General features: G+C 68.7%; 3 protein-coding genes and 1 riboswitch. Of the genes, 2 read left to right on the plus strand and 1 reads right to left on the minus strand.

Annotation, left to right across the window (positions count from 1 at the left end):
* On the plus strand, positions 1 to 338 hold a 338-nt coding region (locus tag AC2VON_RS20475; RefSeq protein ID WP_486954556.1), incomplete at its 5' end, for a hypothetical protein.
* 146 nt (positions 339 to 484) lie between these two features.
* Positions 485 to 595, plus strand: a riboswitch (SAM riboswitch).
* Positions 596 to 628: 33 nt separating this feature from the next.
* On the plus strand, positions 629 to 1,240 hold the full coding sequence (locus AC2VON_RS20480) for a hypothetical protein (RefSeq protein WP_486954557.1): 612 nt from the start codon (positions 629 to 631) through the stop codon (positions 1,238 to 1,240).
* A 78-nt stretch (positions 1,241 to 1,318) separates the two neighbouring features.
* On the opposite strand, the gene AC2VON_RS20485 is transcribed toward AC2VON_RS20480, so the two are convergent.
* A partial coding sequence (locus tag AC2VON_RS20485; protein ID WP_486954558.1) for an acyl-CoA thioesterase occupies positions 1,319 to 1,627 on the minus strand: 309 nt, incomplete at its 5' end.

Below are 1,627 nucleotides of genomic sequence, written 5' to 3' on the forward strand. Positions count from 1 at the left end.
CTACACCGCAAGCACTTTCGGTGGTGCACCTGTGGGTCGCGTGCTGGGCAGATGCCCAGCTGGCCAAGACGGTGAAGTCACTGGAGGAACATATCTACCGACTCGCTGTCGGCGCCGCGGAAGCGCTGGACGCCCCCGCTCCGGATTTCTCCGCACGAAGCTACATGGATACCGTGATGGTGGTGGTCCGCGGGCTCGTCATGTCGATGCCGGTGTGGGGTATCGACGCCATCAACGCCCGGTGGGAGGCCGCCAAGGCCACCTTGCTGCGGGCCGCGCGCGAGCACGTCGATGCTGACGCTGGCGCCGGCCCCGCGCTCGTCGGCGGATCCGACTGATCGGATGAACGGCAAACTGAAACCTGTTGCCCAGGCGCGGTGTGTCGGTGTGTGTGGCCATGATCTCGTCGCGCTCCCTTCCCCCGACGCTATCGGGTGAGGCCGACAGGCCTGTTTGTCAGAGGCCCTCGCTATCCTGGGAAACGGCTCGAGAGCGGACGGCTGTTCGGGTACCTGGCCCGCCGTCCCGGCAACCGCGCAACCACCGACGGTGCCCCAGGGGAAGAGCTGGCACGCGGCGCGTGCAAGCGGTGGACGCCCGAGGGCGGCGTCGCCAGAAGTGGCGATAAATGACAGAGCAGAAGCTCAGTGCCGCCGATGCGGCGCTGCGCCAACGTCTTAGCGAGTTGAGCGTGCACATTCCCTGCGGGGGCCTGCGGGGCCCGGTGCGGCGCCGGGACCCGTGGCATCCGGGTACTCGGATACTGTGGCAGTCCTGCCGCGACGAGGACTCCCCGGAAGTCTGGGAGTACGCCGACGTGTCGCAGGAGCGCGATCTGTGCATGATCTGCTTTCGGGGCACGGCAGGGGGGCCGTCGCGCTGGGCCTGGCTGGCCTGCGAGGACTGCCGCGCCGTCAACGCCGCTATCGAATCCGCCTGGGGTGTGCGCCCGTTCCGGCTGGGTCGGCACAGCATCATGAACGGCGTCGGTGTGCGCGCCGGAAGTCCGCCGCACGTCAGGAGCGAGGAGATCGCCCGGCTGGTGGAGTTCGCGCGCGGGGACGGCCGGTTGCGGGGCTGGCGCACAACGGAGTATCGGCGGTTGGCGGGCAAGTTCGATCCGCTCGCCGACGTCTCGCTGCGGGAATGGCAGCAGGACTGGCCGCCCAGCCGAAAGGCTTCTGCCGATGCGTTCTCACGGCTGCTGCGGCTGGAGCTGCCGCTGCGGTTCGAGGACTGACCGGTGCGCTCGTCTTCGATCCTGCGCGACATCTCACCCGGTCGGCGAGACCCGGCGGTCGGCCGCGGGCTGGCCCCGTCAGCCCTTGAAGTAGACGATCTGATGGGTGCTGGCCAGCAGTTGGCCGCCGCGGGACCACAGGTGTGCGCTCTGGTCGAAGTAGCCGCGGGAGAACCTGTTGGCGTGCGCACTGGCCAGCACGAAATCGTTGCCGACGCTGTCGAGTTCGCGCTGATCGGCGTGAAAGTAACTGGTCAGCGAGATCGTGCTGGCCGGCACGACCCGTCCGCGGCGCAGGAACACCCTCGGGTAGAACACGTCGCATTGCGCCGCCAGCGCCGGAAAGTCAATCGCGCGCCCGGCGGCGTCGCGCACCCACAGCGTGGT

This window comes from Mycobacterium sp. TH-M82 (assembly GCF_057473605.1).